The organism is Skermanella rosea, from assembly GCF_016806835.2.
Classification (GTDB): domain Bacteria; phylum Pseudomonadota; class Alphaproteobacteria; order Azospirillales; family Azospirillaceae; genus Skermanella; species Skermanella rosea.
Genome location: NZ_CP086111.1, coordinates 257,748 through 274,417 on the forward strand (window position 1 = coordinate 257,748; position 16,670 = coordinate 274,417).

Sequence of the window (16,670 nt, forward strand, 5' to 3'; positions counted from 1 at the left end):
GCCGGCGGGGATCGCCGGCGAGCCGTTCGACCGCGACCCAGCGGTTCCATTCCGGCGCGATGCTCCAGCCCGGCACGCCGACATGGGCCTGCGGCACGCGGTAATGGAAGACGGGACGGGCGGCGATCTTCTCCCGCGGCAGCCGGTGCCGGACCCGGGCGGGGTCGACGTGGAGCAGCAGCGGCAACAGGTCCAGCCCACGGTCGCGGGTTGGATTGGCCGCGAGGTAGTCGTCGATGAAGCCGGCGAGATCCGGCGCGTAGTCCGGATGCAGGACGCGCAGCACGTAGTCTTCCGGATAGGGCGGCGGCGTGGCCGTCCGCGTTCCCGGAAGGGTTCCGTGGGGTCCCGCCTGCGGCGAGCGCAGCCACCGGTCGAGCAGCATGAAGGCGCGCAGATGGGCCAGCAGGCAGCCGACCCCAAGCCCGGGCACGTCGATGTTGAAGTGCAGACCCAGCGACCCGAACTGGGGCGACCCGAATCCCGGCGAGCCGAACCGGATGGCGCCGTTGCCGGTCGCCCCGGCTTCCCGAAGCACCGCGACGGCCTCGTCCACCTCGGGCAGCCGGTCCGGCGGCAGCGGTGCCGTGATCAGTTCGCGCGGGACGATGCCGCCGGCCAGCCTGCCCAGCCAGGCGGCGCCTGCGGGGCTCGGCCGGAGCCGCAGGCTGCCGGCATGGCGCTGGGGATGGGTGTGGCGGAGGTCCAGCTCGACCGCCAAGTCGCCGATCTCGGTCCCGCGGATCGAGAAGGCATGGGGATCCTCCTCCAGCGGCAGGCCGCCCAGCCGGACGGCCAGGACCCGCGCCGCCTCGGCGACTCCGATGCCCATGAACTCGATCTCGACGCCCACCTGCCGCACCGTGCCGCCCGCGGTGCGGGCGGTCGGCAGGGCTTCGAAGCGGGACCCGAAGGCGGAGTCCGGTATCAGTCCGTCGCGGCGCACTGGCGGCTCGCCTCCGCATGGCAGGCGACCAGCCGGCTGGTCAGCTCGTCTTCCGGCACCGGGCAACCGGCCTGCTCCAGGTCCGCGCGCACCTTGCGCAGCACGTCCTCGTGCCCCGGCTCGTCGCGGTCGACCTTGACGACGGACCGCGCGTAGGTCTCCAGCTCGGTGCCGGTGAGGGACAGCCTGCGGCCGGCCCAGAGACCGAGCAACAGGTTGCGCCGGGCGGTCACGTAACCCTCGGTCGCGTCGAACGGACAGGGAGCCTCGAGCTCCGGGACGGTATGCTTGTGGTGGGAGGCGGGCATCGGTTGTCTCCTCGCGAGAAAGGGCTGACGGTGACCTGCAGCCTGCGGTTTCTGAGAAGGAACCATGTCTTGAACCCTCCAGATGCACGGCGTGCAGGTGGAGAGGTCCGACATCGCGGCGCTCGCTGGAGCTGCCGCCAGAGGGGCCCGGACCCCCGATACGAATTACGTGGGGGTGGCGGTGCGGTACTTCAATCCTCGGGCGGGGCGCTGTCGCCGGGACATCCGTGCGACGCCGATATCACCGGCTTGCCACAGGGGGACGGCATATCCAGAGATGTAACTCGCTGCCTGTACCGGGACTAAGCGCCGGCAGCCGGATGTTCACCGGGTGACCGGCCGTACGTGGAAACCATAGAGGGTGATCGGGGAATGCCTGTCGTGACCGTCGTTCAGTGGCTCTTGTACCTCCTTCTCTCCCTCTCCCTCGTCATGCTGTTCGCCCTCAGCTGCAACCTGCTCGGCCTTTCCGTCGCCTTCCTGCGCTCCCGCCGGAGAGCCCTGCGCACGGGACCCGAGCGCCTGGTCGTCACGGCTCCCGAAGATCATCCGAAAGTCCTGGTCCAACTGCCCGCCTTCAACGAGGGCATGCTGATCGAGCGGGCGATCCGCGCCGCCGATCTGGACTGGCCGCGCGACCGGCTCGCCATCCAGGTGCTGGACGACAGCACCGACGGATCCGAGGAGATCTCGAGGCGCTTCGCCGACGAACTGCGCCGCACCGGGGTGGACATCACGGTGATCCACCGGCGCGACCGCGCCGGCTTCAAGGCGGGTGCGCTGGCCAACGGGCTTGGCCGTGACGACAGCCCCTTCGTCGCGATCTTCGACGCCGACTTCGTCCCGCCTGCCGATTTCCTGAAGCGCACCGTCCCGATCCTGGCGGCGGACCGCGGCATCGCCTTCGTGCAGGCCCGGTGGGAGCACCTGAACGCCGGGCAGAACCTGCTGACCCGCGCCCAGGCCGTGATGCTGGACGCCCATTTCGGGGTCGAGCAGTCGGTCCGCTCGGCGACCGGCCTGGTGCTGCCGTTCAACGGGACCTGCGGCGTCTGGCGGCGCGAGGCGATCGATGACGCCGGCGGCTGGACCGCCGACACGCTGACCGAGGACCTGGACCTCTCGGTGCGCGCCCATCTCGCCGGCTGGCGCGCCGCCTATGCGCCCGACGTGGCGGCGCCCGGCGAGTTGCCGACGACGCTGGCCGCCTGGCGGACCCAGCAGCACCGCTGGAACAAGGGCTTCGCCCAGGTCGCCCGCAAGCTGCTGCCGGCGGTCTGGCGCTCCGGCCTGCCCACCTTGTCCAAGCTGGCGCTGACGCTGGAGGTCGGGCAGTCGCTGTTCTGCCCGCTGGCGGCCCTGTGCCTGACCACCTCGCTGTCGCTGCTCTGGATGGAGGCCGGCCAGCAGCCGCTGGCGCTGTCGGTCCTGGGACTGGTCGCGACCGCCATGGGCGTCTTCTCGGCGACCACCTTCGTCACCCTGGGCCAGGTGGCGCTGGGCCGCCGGCCGCTGCGCGCCGTCCCGCTGAGCATCCTGGCCGCGATGACGCTGACCTCGGGCCTGATCCTGTCCAACTCGCGCGCGGTGTACGAGGCCGCCGTGGGCAGGCAGTCGCCCTTCGTGCGCACGCCCAAGATGGGCGGCGGCCCGGTTATCCCCGCGGCGCCGGTGCGCCGCGCCGGCCCGACCGGCATTCCGGAGATCGTGCTGGGGGGCTGCCTGTTCTTCACGATGGTGCTGCACGAGGGCTGGTACTCGCCCCTGCTCGGCACGACCATCCTGGGCCTGGCCGTGGTCGGCGGCGCGTTGTTCAGGGAGCGCTGGCAGGTGCTTCGCGCGGTGGTGCCGTAACCCGGCCCCGGCGTTCCGGCGGGATCGCCACGCAGGTCAGCACCAGCGAGAGCGGCCGGCCGGTCCGCGGGTCGGCCGGTTCCCGCAGGTCGGCCACCCGCCAGCCGCCGTCCCGCAGGTCCCCGATCCAGGTTTCGAGCGTCCGGAAATACCAGGGCATCGGGCTCCAGGGTTCGCCGCCGGGGCCGCCGAACCCGGCGAAACTCTCCTCGCGCCAGCCGTCGGCATAGGGGCCGTCGCCGCAGGCGGTCCAGGGATGCACCGTCTGGATCACCAGCGCTCCGGCCGACGCGCAGGCCGCCAGGGCCCGGAGCAGGCCCGACAGATCCTCGTCCAGCAGCGCGAAATTGGCCGCGACGGCGTCGAACGGTCCGCCGAGGCGACCGGGATCGGCGGCGATCGCGGCGTAATCGGCATGGAGATACCCGCCGTCCGGATCGGCCTCGCGGGCGAGCCGGACCAGTTCGGCGCTGCCGTCGGCGCCGGTGACCCGGCAGCCCGCTTCGTCGCGCAGGCGGCGGGCGAGCCAGCCTTCCCCGCAGCCGAGGTCCAGGACGTGGGCGGGACGCAGGCGGGCCACGGCCCCGAGGATGGCCGAGTCGGTTCCCGCCCGGCGGCTGGCGATCGCTCCCGACCGCACCGCGGCGGTCCACCGCCCGGCATTGTCGTGCCAGGACCCCTGGATTCTCCGGTCCGTCGGTGAAGCCGACATGGTGCTCTCCCGGTTTCGGCGGTAATCCTGCGGACACTATAGTCATATACCTTTGGCCTTGCGGGCGCATTCCGGCGCGGCTGGACAGGATATGGATGTTCACGTATTGTTCTTTTGCTGGATGTCTTTCGAACCTGATGGGAGGCGAGGGCCATGACTGTGATGAGGCTGTACTGGATGCCGCGGACCCGGTCCATGCGGACGCTCTGGCTGCTGGAGGAGGCGGGATGCCCGTATGAGAGGGTCCTGGTCGATCTTTCCACCGGAGCCCAGTCCACGCCGGAGTACCGCCGCGTCAACCCCATGGCCAAGGTCCCGGCGCTGGTGGACGGGGAGGCCGTCGTCGCCGAGTCGGCGGCGATCTGCGCCTACGTGGCCGACCGCTGCCCCGAAGCGGGCTTGGCGCCGCCGGTCGGCGATCCGGCGCGCGGCCGCTATCTCCAATGGCTGTTCTTCTCCGCCGGTTGCGTGGACCCCGCCTTTTCCGAGCGGATGAACGGCTGGACGACCGACAGCGCCGCAACGGGATGGGGCAGTTTCGACCGGGTCTTCGCGGTCCTGGACGAGGCGCTGGCCGATGCCGGGAAACGGGGCGGCTGGATCCTGGGCGAACGCTTCTCCGCCGCCGACGTGCTGCTCGGCATCGACCTGCACTACGGCATGGACATCATCGGCATCGTGCCGCGCCGCCCCGCGTTCGAGGAGTATGTCAGGCGCTGCCTGGACCGCCCGGCGTTCCAGCGGGCGCTGGCGATCGACGCGGCGGGCGCGTGATGGCCGGCCCTTCCAGGCCCGGGGCCGGGACCGGCAGCGTCGTCCCTTGCCTGCGCTATCGCGATGCGCCCGCCGCGATCGACTGGCTGTGCGATGCCTTCGGCTTCGAGCGGCATGCGGTCTATCCGAACGGCGACGGCACCATTGCCCATGCCGAGATTGCCACGGGCCGGACCGGCGGCCGGGGTATGGTCATGCTCGGTTCCGCGGTCGAGGGCGAATATGGGGCCTTGATGCGCCAGCCGGACGAGTTGGGCGGCGCCAACACCCAGGGCACCTATGTGGTGGTGGAGGATGTCGACGCGCATTACGCCCGCGCCAGGGCGGCCGGCGCGCGGATCGCCATCGACATCAGGGACCAGGACTATGGCGGCAGGGACTATACCTGCCGCGACCCCGAGGGCCATGTCTGGACCTTCGGAAACTACGATCCCTGGGCGGAGTGACGACTGCGGCGCGGAGTTCTCAGAACTCCGCGTCCAGCTCCGGCAGTTCGTCGGGTTCCATCCTCGCGGCCTCGAACCATTCGGCCATGTCGGGCAGGGACAGGATATTGGCGCAATAATCCGAGCAAGCCTTGTCAAGCTTGACGTCGTAGGTCTGGAAGCGGGTGGTCACCGGCGCGTACATCGCGTCCGCCATGGTCGGCGTGGCCCCGAACAGGTAGGGACCGCCGTATTTTCCCAGGCAGTCGCGCCAGATGTCGGCGATCCGCTCGATGTCGGCGAGCGCCCCCGCCCAGACCTTGAAGCCGGGATAGTGCCGCTTCAGGTTCATCGGCAGGGCCGAGCGCAGCCCGGCGAAGCCCGAATGCATCTCCCCGCAGATCGAGCGGCAATGGGCGCGGGCGCCCGTATCCTCGGGCAGCAGGCCCTTGCCGGCCGGCCTGACCTCGTTGAGGTATTCGCCGATCGCCAGCGTGTCCCAGACCGAGTTGCCGCCATGGATCAGGCAGGGCACCAGGATCGACGGGGACAGCAGCAGGATCTCCGCCTTGGCCGATGAGTCGTCGAGCGGAATGATCCGCTCCTCGAACGTCAGCCCCGACATCCGTGCCAGGAGCCAGCCCCGAAGCGACCACGAGGAATAGTTCTTGCTGCTGATGACGAGGGTGGCATCGGCCATGGCTGGGGTCCCTCCTGGGCGGGCTGCCGTTCGATGCCCCAAGGATTGCGTGCATGGCGCTTGCAAGTCCAGAAGAAACGCTGTTGCTTGAAGGGGCTTTTGCCTATCATTTCGTATAGGCGAGGGCAGGGATTTTGGCGCGATTATTTCTTGGGCGGGCTGCCGAGTTCTTGTGCAATCGGGTTTTCCGCGAGCTTTTCGTTCGTTCTGAAATAAAGAAATCCACTCAGCGGATCGGGTGAACGCGTATGATTTACCAGCTGTACCAGCACCAGTCCGACATCCTCGATCCGTTGCGCTGGATGGCGAGGAGTTCCAGCGCCGTCTTCGGCCATCCCTGGCCGGGAATCGGCACGGGCGCCGTGGCGCGGCGGCTGTCGGCGGCGCTGGAGGTGCTGTCCTGCATGGGAACCACCCACACCCGCCCCGATTTCGGCATCCGCTCGGTCACCGTGGGCCACCGGGAGGTCGGCGTGACCGAGGAGGTGGTCCACCGCACCCCGTTCTGCTCGCTGGTCCGCTTCCGCAAGGACGTGTCGGTGCAGGAGCCGAGGGTGCTGGTGGTCGCCCCCATGTCCGGCCACTTCGCGACCCTGCTGCGCGGCACCTGCCAGACCATGCTGGCCGAGCACGACGTCTACATCACCGACTGGCACAATGCCCGCGACGTGCCGCTGTCCGAGGGACGGTTCGATTTCGACTCCTATGTCGACCACCTGATCGGGTTCTTCGAGTTCCTGGGGCGCGACTGCCACGTGGTGGCGGTCTGCCAGCCCTCGGTCGCGGTGCTGGCGGCGGTCGCGGTGATGGCCCAGTCCGACAACCAGTCCCAGCCGCGCAGCATGACCCTGATGGCCGGCCCGATCGACACCCGCGTCAGCCCGACCAAGGTCAACGAGCTGGCCATGTCCAAGCCGATCGAGTGGTTCGAGGAGAAGATGATCTCGACCGTGCCGCTGCGCCATGCCGGCGCCCTGCGGCGGGTCTATCCGGGGTTCGTGCAGCTGGCCGCCTTCATGCAGATGAACCTGGAGCGCCACGTCAAGGCGTACCGCGACATGTACGAGCATCTGGTCGCCGGGGAGGACGAGAAGGCCCGCGCGATCCGCACCTTCTACGACGAGTACCTGGCCGTGATGGACCTGCCGGCCGAGTTCTTCCTGCAGACGGTCCGGCTGATCTTCCAGGAGCACGCGCTGCCGCTGGGCACGCTGGAATGGCACGGCAGGCGGGTCGAGCCCGCCGCGATCCGCCGCACCGCCCTGTTCACCGTCGAGGGCGAGAACGACGACATCTGCTCGGTCGGCCAGACGCTGGCGGCCCAGGATCTCTGTACCGGGCTGCGCCCGCACCTGAAGCACCACCATCTCCAGGCCGGGGCCGGCCATTACGGCGTGTTCAACGGCCGGCGCTGGGGGGGCCAAGTCTATCCCATGCTGCGCATGATCATCCAGGCCAACGACTGAGCCGCGCGAAGCTCGCCGGCGGCGAGTCAAACCTCGCCAATCCGCGCGCCTTGCGCTACATAAGGCGCAACATCGACGGGAGGCCGTTGCGGTGGCGTCCCGTCGCACCCTGATCCACGTGAATTTGGTCGGAGAGACGCATGGCGTCCTATCAATACGTCTTTGTCATGAAGGGGCTGACCAAGATCTACCCCGGCGGCAAGAAGGTGCTGGATAACGTCTGGCTGTCTTTCTACCCCGGAGCCAAGATCGGCGTGCTGGGCGCGAACGGCGCCGGCAAGTCCACGCTGATGAAGATCATGGCCGGCATGGACAAGGACTTCAACGGCGAGGCCTGGACCGCGGAGGGAGCCACCGTCGGCTACCTGTCGCAGGAGCCGCAGCTGGACGAATCCAAGACCGTGCAGGAGAACGTCATGGAGGCCCTGGCGGGCACCAAGGCGCTGCTCGACCGGTTCGAGGAGGTCAGCATGAAGCTCGGCGAGGTCGAGGACCCCGACGAGATGACCGCGCTGATCGACGAGCAGGCCGAACTGCAGGAGAAGATCGAGGCGGCCGACGCCTGGGACCTGCAGCGCACGGTCGAGATCGCCATGGACGCGCTGCGCTGCCCGCCGCCCGACAGCGCGGTCACCAAGCTGTCCGGCGGCGAGCGCCGGCGCGTGGCGCTGTGCAAGCTGCTGCTCCAGAAGCCCGACCTGCTGCTGCTCGACGAGCCGACCAACCATCTAGACGCCGAGTCCGTCGCCTGGCTGGAGAAGTTCCTGGAGGACTACAAGGGCACCGTCGTCCTGGTCACCCACGACCGCTACTTCCTCGACAACGTCACCGGCTGGATCCTGGAGCTGGACCGCGGCCAGGGCATCCCGTACGAGGGCAACTACTCCGCCTGGCTGGAGCAGAAGCAGAAGCGGCTGGAGCAGGAATCCAAGACCGAGGCCAACCGCCAGAAGACCCTGGCGCGCGAGCTGGAATGGATCCGGCAGTCGCCCAAGGCCCGCCAGACCAAGAGCAAGGCGCGTATCTCCGCCTACGAGACGATGCTGGCGGAGAGCGGCAAGGCGCAGAACACCGACGCCCAGATCATCATCCCGACCCCGCCCCGGCTGGGCGGCGTGGTGATCGACGCCGAGAACATCGCCAAGGGCTTCGGCGACCGGCTGCTGTTCGAGAACCTGAGCTTCCGCCTGCCGCCCGGCGGCATCGTCGGCGTGATCGGCCCGAACGGCGCCGGCAAGACCACGCTGTTCCGCCTGATCACCGGCCAGGACCAGCCCGACGAGGGCAGCTTCAAGGTCGGCGACACCGTCAAGCTGGGCTATGTGGACCAGAGCCGCGACACGCTGGCGCCTAACAAGACGGTGTGGGAGGAGGTCTCCGACGGCCTGGACGTGATCGAGCTGGGCAAGCGCTCGATGCCGAGCCGGGCCTATGTCGCCGCCTTCAACTTCAAGGGCAGCGACCAGCAGAAGAAGGTCGGCCAGCTCTCCGGCGGCGAGCGCAACCGCGTCCACCTGGCGAAGATGCTGAAGTCCGGCGCCAACGTCCTGCTGCTCGACGAGCCGACCAACGACCTGGACGTCGATACGCTGCGGGCGCTGGAAGATGCGCTGGAAGGCTTCCCCGGCTGCGCCGTGGTGATCAGCCACGATCGCTGGTTCCTGGACCGTATCGCGACCCACATCCTGGCCTTCGAGGGCGAGAGCCACGTCGAGTGGTTCGAGGGCAACTATCAGGACTACGAGGCGGACCGCAAGCGCCGCCTGGGCCACGAGGCCGACCAGCCGCACCGCATCAAGTACAAGCCGCTGGTGCGGGCGTAACCGGGACGCGTCTCCGCCGGTCACCCTTAAGGGCGTGATCGGCGGAGATCTCCGCTTTCCCATGAACCTTGGACCCGATCCGGAGTTGTAAAGAGACCGCCAGCCAGATCGGGTTCTCGACATGACTTCGCGCAGACCGCTTTCGCCTCCCGAAGCAGCGGACTGGCCGGACGAGGAGTTCCCCCGTTTCAAGCGGCCCGTCGGTGCCGCCGCCCAACCCTGCGGGCCTGCGGAACCGGCCCCGGCGCGAAGGCCGCCGCCCGCGCCGCCGCGCCGGGGCGGGCGGTTCGCCCTGGGATTCCTGGCGGGCTTCCTGCTGGCGGGGATCGGGCTGGGCTTCGCGACCTATGTGCTGATCGTCGACGTGCTGGGTCCCGCCCGTCCGGCGGCGCCGACCGCGGTCGTGATCGAACCGGAAGTGCTGGGCGCCCCGCTTCCCCTGGGCGGGGAGGAGGAGGCGCTGACGCCGCGGCCGGAACCGCCGCCGGCACCGCCGGCCGCGGAACCCCCGCCGCCCGGACCGGCGGGGCCGACGCCGCTGAGCGGCGCCCGCCTGTTCGTGCATCATTACGTCGTTCCGCCGCTCGCCACGGTCGCCGCCGACGTGGTCGGGGCCCTGCGGTCCGACGGGCTGACCGTCATCGATACGCGCACCGTCCAGGCCAGCATCTCCGCCGGCAACGTTCGCTATTTCTTCCCGGAGGACCGGGACGCGGCGGCCAGCCTCGCCGAGCGGCTCAGCGGACTCTATCGCGAGCGGTTCGGGGGGCAGGATTTCCGGGTCATCGACTTCACCCACTACGACCCGAAGCCGCGTCAGCGCACGATCGAAATCTGGCTGCCCGGATGACCGGCCGTGTCCGGGGTCAGCGCCCCGGAACCTCGGTGATCGCCACGTGCCCGGGATGCGCGGCCACGCGGCTCAGCCAGGCCAGCACCGACGGGTAGGGCTTCAGGTCGAAGCCGCCCTCGTGGGCGACATGGGTATAGGCGTAGAGCGCGATGTCGGCGACGGTGTAGGTATCGGCGACGAAGAACCGGTTCAGCGCCAGGTGGGCTTCCATCACGTCGAGCGCGGCATAGCCGGCGATCCGCTTCTGGACCACGGATTCCTGGCGCCAGGGCGTCATCTCGACGCCGTGGGTCAGCCAGAAGCGGACGGTCGCGATGTTCGGCTCGTGGCTGTACTGCTCGAAGAACATCCATTGCAGCGCCTGGGCGTGGGCGAACCGGTCGGCCGGAAGGTATGGCGTGCCGTCCGCCAGGTAATGCAGGATCGCGTTCGATTCCGGCAGCAGCCGCCCGTCGTCCAGCTCCAGCAGGGGAATACGGCCGTTCGGGTTCTTCGCCAGGAACTCCGGCGTGCGGGTCTCGGCCTTGTCGATGTCGAGCGGGACGTACTCGTAGCCCTGCCCGAGCAGGGCCAGCATCAGCCTCGCCTTGTACCCGTTGCCCGAGCAGGGATCGTCGTAGAGCCGCATGGTGCCTCCGGATGCTGGGAGCGGTCGAACGTGCCCGCCGATGATAGCCGGCGGATGATAACCGATGGCCGCGAATTTCCAGTATGCCGCGAGCGCATGCTGTCGGGACGGGGGTGCGGCGCGTTACCCTGTGGTTTCCATCTTCCGGACACCGCGTACAGGTACCCAGCCCATGACGATACCGCCAAACCTTCACGCAGAAGAGCCGAACGACCTGGAGCCGTTCGACGATCCCCTTCTCGCGCCGGAGCAGCCTTCCGCCTTCCAGCGGACGATCCGCTACCGGCTGGCGGAGTGGAAGCCCGACGAGGCGGTGCTGGTGCTGGACCTGCTGCCGCGCCACCTGAACCGCGGCGGCGTCGTCCATGGCGGCGTGCTCGCCACCCTGATCGACACCGTCGGCGGCTTCGCCGGCACCTTCTGCACCGTTCCGGGCAACAAGCGCGGCACGGTCACGCTGTCGCTGACCACCAGCTTCCTGGGGCAGGCCAGCAGCGGCACGCTCCGCGCGGTCGGCCGCCGGCGCGGCGGCGGCCGCAAGATCTTCATGGCGAGTTGCGAGGTCTTCGACGCCGAAGGCAACCTGATCGCCATGGGCGAGGGCACCTACCGCTACCGCAGCGGCAGCGAGAACCCGGAGGGCGTGCCGGTCGGGTGATCGGCTTCGTTAGAGTCGGCAATCAGCAGCAGGACAATTTTACCGCATCTTTCTCAGGATATTTATATTGATTCGCGGCATATCCGTGGGAACAAACTACCTTAAGAGGAAGCTGGGCGGAGCTTACGGGCGGCCCGCGACCGCCCTGCGGGAATTTCTGTTCGATGGTGCGACGATGAGCGAAGCGATCTCTGATTTTGACCCGCAGTCGGGAGATGGATGCGAGCTCATCATAACCTTGAACCAGGGGCCGCTCGCGACCTCTCGGTCGAGGCATATGCCGGCCGATGCCTTACTATCCGGATCGACGCTTCAGGAAGTTGCGGTCACATCCGGGATCCGGTTCCGCAGACTGTTCGGCAGGGCGGACGGATCCAGCGGGGAAGCCCCGGCCGGCCGGCAGTTCGGTGCCAAGCGGTCCGCCGCTTCAAGGCTGGAGGCATTCTTCGCGGCGGAACCCGTTGGCGAACGGATGGGCCGAAGACAGTTGGAAGAGATCGCGGAGCGTCTGGCAGCATGCCCGGAGATCGCCGCCGCCTACGTCAAGCCCCCTGCTGCTCCGGCCACGCTGCTGGGGACCCCGGATGTCGGGCGGGTCGATCCGGGCCTCAAGGGCAAAGTCCCGCTCGGCCCCATGCCGTCGGGGATTTCCGATTTCACAGGTTCCCAGTCCTATCTGGAACCGGCTCCCGGAGGTGTCGATGCGTTCCATGCCTGGTCCCTGGCGGGCGGGCGTGGCGAAAAGGTGCGGATCATCGATGTCGAGGGTGGTTGGCAGTTCACCCATGAAGCCTTGAGAGCGGGGTCGGTCGGATTGCAGGGCGGAACTTCGATAGATCCCTCATGGCGGGATCATGGGACGGCGGTCCTGGCGCTGCTCGGCGGCTCCCATGGCGTCATGGGCGTGGCGCCCGGCTGCCAGTTCGGCGGCGTCTCCATTTTTCGGGAGAATGGCAGGGTAGGAAGCGCCGAGGCCATTTATGACGCGGCGGCAACGTTGGAGCCGGGTGACATCATCCTTGTCGAGATACACCGGCCCGGACCCCGCTACCAACTTTCAGTGATGCCCTACCAGGAGGGATACATCGCCACGGAATGGTGGGACGATGATTTCGCCGCGATCCGCAAAGTGGTGGACGACGGCATCGTCGTCGTCGCCGTGGCAGGAAATGGGGGAGAAAATCTTGATGATCCCCTTTACGATAGCGGATTGCCGGGCTTTCCTCACCAATGGCGCAATCCTTTCCGGCGTGGTACCCGCGACTCGGGCGCGATCCTCGTCGGGGCGGGAGCGCCGCCCCGCGGCAGTCACGGCCCCGACCGCTCGCGCCTGGACTTTTCCAACTACGGAAGCGCCGTCGATGCGCAAGGCTGGGGACGTGAGGTAGTCACCGCCGGGTATGGGGACCTCCATGGCGGAGCGGACGAGGATCGCTGGTATACGAGAAGCTTCAGCGGTACCTCGAGCGCAGCCGCCATGGTCGCCGGCGTGCTGGCCTGTATCCAGGGCATCCGGCGGGCCGCGGGACTCGCCCCGCTGAACCCCGGCCAAGCGCGCGACCTGCTTCGGGCCAGCGGGACTCCGCAGGTGGGGACTCCTGGTCAGCCGGTTGCTAGACGAATCGGCAGTCGACCCGATCTGAAGGCTTTGATTGCACTGGCGCTGTCATTCGCCTGATGCGCGGAGTATCGCTCGGCGATAGCCCTTGTGGCTTGCTTGACTCTCGCTAAAGATAGTTATCTCGCTGCTTGGAAGGTGTGTTATTGTAACTACCCCATACCGACTGATCGTCGCGCGGGTCCCGCTTGCGGCGCATGTCTCGGTTCATGGGGCGGGTTGAGAATAACCTGTCTGGTCGGAGGTTGCGTATGGAGATCGTTCTTACCGTGACGCCTGAGGCCGCGCGCTGGCTGCGTGAAGGCAATGTCAAGGAGAATGAGGAAGCCCAGCGCATCTCCAAAACCGTCCGGTCGCTCGGCGTCAGGCTGGTTCCCATGCATAAGCATATCCGGGGACGGGATGGCGGGCTCTCCACCTTCTTCATCATCGAAGGCGCGAAGCCCTGGCAGGTTGAGGCGATCACCGGCAAATTGCGCGGCATGAAGGCCGTTACGGGCGCTTACGCAAAGCCTGATGCAGCACCCGCTTCCGGGTTGGTCTCCGCACCCCTGAGCCGGGTCGGCTTCAGCCCGCGGTAACGGCATCCCCTGCGATAGCCACAGGCATGCGCCGGATCAGGGTTCCCGCGCATGCCTGCACAGCCGGAACAAGTCACCCCCGCATCTCGCGCAGCAGCTTGGCCGCCTCGATCGCCGAGTAGGTCAGGATCGCGTCGGCGCCGGCGCGCTTGAAGCCCAGCAGGGTTTCCATCACGACCCTGTCGTTGTCCAGCCAGCTGTTGGCCGTCGCGGCCTTCAGCATCGCGTACTCGCCGCTGACCTGATAGACGAAGGTCGGGACCGAGAAGGTCTGCTTCACGCGGGACACGATGTCCAGGTAGGGCATGCCCGGCTTGACCATGACCATGTCGGCGCCTTCCTGGAGGTCGAGGGCCACCTCGCGGAGGGCCTCGTCGGTGTTGGCCGGGTCCATCTGGTAGGTGCGCTTGTCGCCCTTCAGCAGCCCGCCCGAGTTCAGCGCGTCGCGGAACGGGCCGTAGAAGGCCGAGGCGTACTTGGCGGCGTACGAGCAGATGCGGACGAGCTGGTGGTTGCGCGCGTCCAGCGCGTCGCGGATGGCGCCGATCCTGCCGTCCATCATGTCGGACGGCGCCAGGATGTCGATGCCGGCGTCGGCCTGGGCCAGCGCCTGGGCGACCAGCACCTCCACCGTCTCGTCGTTCAGGATCACGCCGTCGCGCACCAGCCCGTCGTGGCCGTGGCTGGTATAGGGGTCGAGCGCCACGTCGCCGACCAGGCCCAGGTCCGGGAACTGGCTCTTGAGCGTGCGGATCGTGCGGCACATCAGGTTGTCGGGGTTGGCGGCCTCGGCGCCGTCCGGGGTCTTCAGCTCGTTCGGCGTGACCGGGAACAGGGCCACCGCGGGGATTCCCAGCTCCACGGCCTGCGCCACGTGGCCGACCAGCAGGTCCAGCGACAGGCGCTCCACGCCGGGCATCGATGCCACCGGCTCGCGCCGGTTCTCGCCGTCGAGCGAGAACACCGGCAGGATCAGGTCGTCGGTGCTCAGCCGGTTCTCGGCGACCAGCCGGCGGGTCCAGGCATCCGCGCGGTTGCGGCGCGGCCTCATGCGCAGGCTGAGCTGGCGGGTCGCGGCGGCTTCGGTCTGCGGCAGTTCGGCGGGCCGGGGCGGCTGCCGGTTGAACATCTTGGTGAACATCTGACCTGGAACTCGGGCTTGGAACGGGGGCTTTGAACTCGGAGTCGGCGTCCGGTATCGGGGCAAGAGGCTTGCCGGCTCCGGCGGGGACTGTACGCCGTTCAGGACGCCGGGCTCAATCCCGGATCTTGCGCCTGAAGCTCCCAGCGGTGTCCCCGCTTCACATATTGGCTCTTGAGCCCCGGAGTGAAACGGGCGCCCTCCCAGGATCGTACCAGGAAGGTCACCCTGGCGTCCTCGCCGGTTCCCTCGATGGTGATGAAATTGTACGCGTTCGGCTCGTTCCGCAGCCGGGTCGAGGTGGCCGTCGAGGCCTGGGCCACCAGGATCGAGCGTGCCACCTTGGTGTGGTGGCTCATGATGTCGCCGCTGTACGCCCGGTGCAGGTGCCCGGCCAGCATCAGGTCGACGCCGGCCTCCTCCAGCCGGCGCAGGGCCTCGCGGGCGCGGCCGACCAGCCTGGTCTCGGGCGCGTCGGGCGGCGGCAGGAACGGGTGGTGCGTGAAGAAGATCTTGAACCGGTCCGGTCCGGCGGCGTGGAGCACCTCCTGCATCCGCTTCATCTGGGCGCGGTTGATCCGGCCTTCGGCGAAATCCAGGATCCAGGACCTCACCGTGTTGATGCCGACCGCCACCAGTTCGTCGTCCTGGTGGATCGGGCACAGGTCCTCGCTGATGTAGCGCTTGTAGTTGCGGTAAGGGTCGGTGAATCGGCCGAGGATGTTGAAGTTCGGTATGTCGTGGTTGCCCGGGATCACCAAGTAGGGCATCGGCAGCCGGTCCAGGAAGGCGCGCGCCTCGCGGAATTGGCTGCTCCGCGCCCGCTGGGTCAGGTCGCCGCTGATGATCGCCAGCGACGGCTTCTGCTCGGCCAGATCCTCGGCCAGGGCCTCGACCACCCGAGGATCGATGCGGCCGAAATGCAGGTCGGAGATGTGGGCGACGGTGCGCATGGTCGAATCCCGGCGCCGGTTCAGGCGCTTTCCTTCCGCGCGGTCTCGGCCCGCGTGATCTCCGCCTCCTCGGCCAGGCGCTCCCCGGGGGATGCCGCCTGCACGCCCGACTCCTCCGACGGGACCAGCATCCTCAACCCGCCGGCCAGCATCCGGTAGTGCAGGGGGGCCTCCATGCGATGGACCTCGCCGTCGTTGGCGACCTTGAGGGTCCGCCGGCGGCTCTTCACGGTGAACTCGGTCATGTGCATCACCTCCAACTCGGCATCGCGCTGCCAAGTGCCGAGCACCAGCGCCACCATCATCCGCGCCATCCGCAGCGGCTGGCGGTGCTTGGCGACGTAGAGCGCCAGTTCGCCGGTATCCAGGCGGGAGCGCTTGAGGAAGGAGCCGAAGCCCTCGTCATAGGGGTTGTTGGCGACCGCCAGGATCGGCGTGGTGATCCGCCGGGTGCCCTTGTCGGTTTCCAGCCGGACGCGCAGCAGCGGATAGCGCTTCAGCGCCTTGCACATGGCGATCGCCATGGCCGGCCACTTGCTCAGCCCGCGCTCCTCCCGGACCTCCTCGCGCTCCTGCACCATCATCGGATAGAGGCCGAGGACGGAGTGGTTGAGGAAGACCGTGCCGTTGACGTCGCCGACATCCATCGGCTTGATCCGGCCGTGCGCCAGCAGCGGCACCGCCTCGGCGATGTCGAGGGGAATGCCCAGGTCCTTGGCGTAGAGATTGAGCGTGCCGAGCGGCAGGATGCCCAGCGCCTTGTCGGTGCCCATCAGCTTGCCGGCCGCCGTGGCCACGGTGCCGTCGCCGCCGCCGACCACGACCACCTCGGCGTCCGACGCCACGGCCCGGTCGATCGCGGCGACGATCTCCGGGCCGGACGCGGCCGTGACCGTGGCGGTGTGCCCGGCCTCCTCGAAGAGACGCTTCACCTCGCTGACCGACTCTTCGATCGGCTGGCCCACCAGGGATCCGGCGGCGCCATTGAGGACGACGGAAATTTTCATGTGACGGGTTCCACTTCGGAACGGCTTGAAAAGGGAGACTATCCACGCACCTGGGGTTCAACACGGGTGCAGGTCCGGTGTTCCGGATGGCCGGTGTTCCAGGGGGCTCGGCGCGCCGCGCATTCCCGCCCCGCGCGCCGCCGGAGTGCGCCTCGATTGACAGTCACCCCGCCGGCTTTATCATCCGGTCCGAACAAACGGGCCATCCGGATAAACGGGAGGA

Annotated in this window: 16 protein-coding genes and 1 pseudogene; 9 read left to right on the forward strand and 8 right to left on the reverse strand. The window is 68.3% G+C overall.

The window, feature by feature from the left end; genetic code table 11:
- Window positions 1-94: 94 nt before the first annotated feature.
- Together JL101_RS01195 and JL101_RS01200 are read right to left on the reverse strand one after the other, a co-directional pair.
- Window positions 95-832: pseudogene (locus JL101_RS01195) on the reverse strand (amidoligase family protein); the annotation flags it as partial.
- 95 nt (window positions 833-927) lie between these two features.
- Window positions 928-1,254 carry a DUF1476 domain-containing protein gene (locus JL101_RS01200; protein WP_203096727.1) on the reverse strand — a complete coding sequence of 109 codons (327 nt, stop codon included), beginning with the start codon at window positions 1,252-1,254 and terminating at the stop codon, window positions 928-930.
- Window positions 1,255-1,635: 381 nt separating this feature from the next.
- Between JL101_RS01200 and JL101_RS01205 the strand changes: the two genes are divergently transcribed.
- Entirely contained in the window at window positions 1,636-3,108 is a 1,473-nt protein-coding gene (locus JL101_RS01205) for a glycosyltransferase (protein ID WP_203096728.1), read from the forward strand.
- On the opposite strand, the gene JL101_RS01210 is transcribed toward JL101_RS01205, so the two are convergent.
- Window positions 3,068-3,820 (reverse strand): class I SAM-dependent methyltransferase, encoded by a 753-nt coding sequence (locus JL101_RS01210; RefSeq protein ID WP_203096729.1) that lies wholly within the window; start codon window positions 3,818-3,820, stop codon window positions 3,068-3,070. The genes JL101_RS01205 and JL101_RS01210 overlap by 41 nt on opposite strands.
- 153 nt (window positions 3,821-3,973) lie before the next feature.
- Here JL101_RS01210 and JL101_RS01215 point away from each other — a divergent pair, with 153 nt between their 5' ends.
- The gene (locus JL101_RS01215; RefSeq protein ID WP_228435236.1) at window positions 3,974-4,594 is read left to right on the forward strand and encodes a glutathione S-transferase family protein; all 621 of its coding nucleotides are present in this window, start codon (window positions 3,974-3,976) and stop codon (window positions 4,592-4,594) included.
- Complete coding sequence (locus JL101_RS01220) at window positions 4,594-5,040, forward strand: VOC family protein (RefSeq protein WP_203096730.1); 447 nt, start codon at window positions 4,594-4,596, stop codon at window positions 5,038-5,040. The genes JL101_RS01215 and JL101_RS01220 overlap by 1 nt, the downstream gene beginning before the upstream one ends.
- 19 nt (window positions 5,041-5,059) lie before the next feature.
- On the opposite strand, the gene JL101_RS01225 is transcribed toward JL101_RS01220, so the two are convergent.
- The gene (locus tag JL101_RS01225; RefSeq protein WP_203096731.1) at window positions 5,060-5,719 is read right to left on the reverse strand and encodes a glutathione S-transferase family protein; all 660 of its coding nucleotides are present in this window, start codon (window positions 5,717-5,719) and stop codon (window positions 5,060-5,062) included.
- Window positions 5,720-5,967: 248 nt separating this feature from the next.
- Here JL101_RS01225 and JL101_RS01230 point away from each other — a divergent pair, with 248 nt between their 5' ends.
- From JL101_RS01230 to JL101_RS01240, 3 genes are all read left to right on the forward strand, one after another.
- Window positions 5,968-7,185, forward strand: coding sequence for a polyhydroxyalkanoate depolymerase (locus JL101_RS01230; protein ID WP_203096732.1), 1,218 nt, complete (start codon window positions 5,968-5,970; stop codon window positions 7,183-7,185).
- 140 nt (window positions 7,186-7,325) lie between these two features.
- The gene (ettA, locus tag JL101_RS01235) at window positions 7,326-9,008 is read left to right on the forward strand and encodes an energy-dependent translational throttle protein EttA (RefSeq protein WP_203096733.1); all 1,683 of its coding nucleotides are present in this window, start codon (window positions 7,326-7,328) and stop codon (window positions 9,006-9,008) included.
- A 121-nt stretch (window positions 9,009-9,129) separates the two neighbouring features.
- A complete protein-coding gene (locus JL101_RS01240; RefSeq protein ID WP_203096734.1) occupies window positions 9,130-9,858 on the forward strand; it encodes a hypothetical protein in 729 nt (242 codons plus the stop codon).
- 16 nt (window positions 9,859-9,874) lie between these two features.
- Here JL101_RS01240 and JL101_RS01245 read toward each other — a convergent pair whose 3' ends face one another.
- A complete protein-coding gene (locus JL101_RS01245; protein ID WP_203096735.1) occupies window positions 9,875-10,489 on the reverse strand; it encodes a glutathione S-transferase family protein in 615 nt (204 codons plus the stop codon).
- A 172-nt stretch (window positions 10,490-10,661) separates the two neighbouring features.
- On the opposite strand from JL101_RS01245, the gene JL101_RS01250 reads away from it, so the two are divergent.
- The 3 genes from JL101_RS01250 to JL101_RS01260 all read left to right on the forward strand — a co-directional run bounded on the left by JL101_RS01250 (window position 10,662) and on the right by JL101_RS01260 (window position 13,346).
- Window positions 10,662-11,147 (forward strand): PaaI family thioesterase, encoded by a 486-nt coding sequence (locus tag JL101_RS01250; RefSeq protein ID WP_203096736.1) that lies wholly within the window; start codon window positions 10,662-10,664, stop codon window positions 11,145-11,147.
- 175 nt (window positions 11,148-11,322) lie between these two features.
- Window positions 11,323-12,825 (forward strand): S8 family serine peptidase, encoded by a 1,503-nt coding sequence (locus JL101_RS01255; protein ID WP_203096737.1) that lies wholly within the window; start codon window positions 11,323-11,325, stop codon window positions 12,823-12,825.
- A gap of 191 nt (window positions 12,826-13,016) precedes the next feature.
- Window positions 13,017-13,346 carry a hypothetical protein gene (locus JL101_RS01260; RefSeq protein WP_203096738.1) on the forward strand — a complete coding sequence of 110 codons (330 nt, stop codon included), beginning with the start codon at window positions 13,017-13,019 and terminating at the stop codon, window positions 13,344-13,346.
- 73 nt (window positions 13,347-13,419) lie between these two features.
- Here JL101_RS01260 and hemB read toward each other — a convergent pair whose 3' ends face one another.
- The 3 genes from hemB to JL101_RS01275 all read right to left on the reverse strand — a co-directional run bounded on the left by hemB (window position 13,420) and on the right by JL101_RS01275 (window position 16,447).
- A complete protein-coding gene (gene hemB, locus JL101_RS01265; RefSeq protein ID WP_228435454.1) occupies window positions 13,420-14,397 on the reverse strand; it encodes a porphobilinogen synthase in 978 nt (325 codons plus the stop codon).
- A 191-nt stretch (window positions 14,398-14,588) separates the two neighbouring features.
- Complete coding sequence (locus JL101_RS01270; protein WP_203096739.1) at window positions 14,589-15,440, reverse strand: metallophosphoesterase family protein; 852 nt, start codon at window positions 15,438-15,440, stop codon at window positions 14,589-14,591.
- 20 nt (window positions 15,441-15,460) lie between these two features.
- On the reverse strand, window positions 15,461-16,447 hold the full coding sequence (locus JL101_RS01275) for a diacylglycerol/lipid kinase family protein (protein ID WP_203096740.1): 987 nt from the start codon (window positions 16,445-16,447) through the stop codon (window positions 15,461-15,463).
- Window positions 16,448-16,670: the final 223 nt, after the last annotated feature.

What these genes read in the sequence shown, in the direction of transcription:
- JL101_RS01275 (WP_203096740.1), bottom strand. Translation starts at nt 16,447, where the DNA reads ATGAAAATTTCCGTCGTCCTCAATGGCGCCGCCGGATCCCTGGTGGGC.
- JL101_RS01220 (WP_203096730.1), top strand. Translation starts at nt 4,594, where the DNA reads ATGGCCGGCCCTTCCAGGCCCGGGGCCGGGACCGGCAGCGTCGTCCCT.
- JL101_RS01215 (WP_228435236.1), top strand. Translation starts at nt 3,974, where the DNA reads ATGACTGTGATGAGGCTGTACTGGATGCCGCGGACCCGGTCCATGCGG.
- JL101_RS01240 (WP_203096734.1), top strand. Translation starts at nt 9,130, where the DNA reads ATGACTTCGCGCAGACCGCTTTCGCCTCCCGAAGCAGCGGACTGGCCG.
- JL101_RS01225 (WP_203096731.1), bottom strand. Translation starts at nt 5,719, where the DNA reads ATGGCCGATGCCACCCTCGTCATCAGCAGCAAGAACTATTCCTCGTGG.
- JL101_RS01230 (WP_203096732.1), top strand. Translation starts at nt 5,968, where the DNA reads ATGATTTACCAGCTGTACCAGCACCAGTCCGACATCCTCGATCCGTTG.
- ettA (WP_203096733.1), top strand. Translation starts at nt 7,326, where the DNA reads ATGGCGTCCTATCAATACGTCTTTGTCATGAAGGGGCTGACCAAGATC.
- JL101_RS01255 (WP_203096737.1), top strand. Translation starts at nt 11,323, where the DNA reads ATGAGCGAAGCGATCTCTGATTTTGACCCGCAGTCGGGAGATGGATGC.
- JL101_RS01260 (WP_203096738.1), top strand. Translation starts at nt 13,017, where the DNA reads ATGGAGATCGTTCTTACCGTGACGCCTGAGGCCGCGCGCTGGCTGCGT.
- hemB (WP_228435454.1), bottom strand. Translation starts at nt 14,397, where the DNA reads ATGAGGCCGCGCCGCAACCGCGCGGATGCCTGGACCCGCCGGCTGGTC.
- JL101_RS01250 (WP_203096736.1), top strand. Translation starts at nt 10,662, where the DNA reads ATGACGATACCGCCAAACCTTCACGCAGAAGAGCCGAACGACCTGGAG.
- JL101_RS01210 (WP_203096729.1), bottom strand. Translation starts at nt 3,820, where the DNA reads ATGTCGGCTTCACCGACGGACCGGAGAATCCAGGGGTCCTGGCACGAC.
- JL101_RS01200 (WP_203096727.1), bottom strand. Translation starts at nt 1,254, where the DNA reads ATGCCCGCCTCCCACCACAAGCATACCGTCCCGGAGCTCGAGGCTCCC.
- JL101_RS01245 (WP_203096735.1), bottom strand. Translation starts at nt 10,489, where the DNA reads ATGCGGCTCTACGACGATCCCTGCTCGGGCAACGGGTACAAGGCGAGG.
- JL101_RS01270 (WP_203096739.1), bottom strand. Translation starts at nt 15,440, where the DNA reads ATGCGCACCGTCGCCCACATCTCCGACCTGCATTTCGGCCGCATCGAT.